The sequence below is a fragment of the Streptococcus sp. DD04 genome (assembly GCF_001578725.1).
Lineage (GTDB): Bacteria > Bacillota > Bacilli > Lactobacillales > Streptococcaceae > Streptococcus > Streptococcus sinensis.
The window spans coordinates 1-558 of record NZ_KQ968997.1; the positions used below are offsets into that span (position 1 = coordinate 1).

At 46.2% G+C, this 558-nt stretch carries 1 protein-coding gene; it reads left to right on the top strand.

Going from position 1 to position 558, the window contains the following annotated elements; all coding sequences use genetic code 11:
* A partial coding sequence (locus STRDD04_RS10225; RefSeq protein WP_156469093.1) for a Cna B-type domain-containing protein occupies positions 1–558 on the top strand: 558 nt, incomplete at both ends.

Sequence of the window (558 nt, forward strand, 5' to 3'; positions counted from 1 at the left end):
TCCGTTGAAGGAACCAAGACATGGGATGATGGCGACAACCAAGACGGCAAACGTCCAGACAAGATCAAAGTTCTCTTGAACAAGACGGTTGATGGTGTGACCACTAAGGTTGCGGAACAAGAAGTAACAGCAGCTAACTGGAGCTACAAGTTTGCCAACCTGCCGAAATACGAAGGCGGTAAGGAAATCACTTACTCCATCGATGAAGAAGCTGTTGAGGGCTACAAAAAAGACATCGATGGTTACAACCTGAAGAACAGCTACACTCCAGGCACGGTTTCCGTTCAAGGAACGAAGACTTGGGATGATGGCAACAACCAAGACGGCAAACGTCCAGACAGGATCAAGGTTCTCTTGAACAAGACGGTTGACGGCGTGACCACTAAGGTTGCGGAACAAGAAGTAACCAAGGATAACTGGACTTATGAGTTCAAAAACCTGCCGAAATACGAAGGTGGTAAGGAGATCACTTACTCCATCGATGAAGAAGCTGTTGAAGGCTACAAAAAAGATATCGACGGTTATAACCTCAAAAACAGCTATAACCCTGGCACTGTA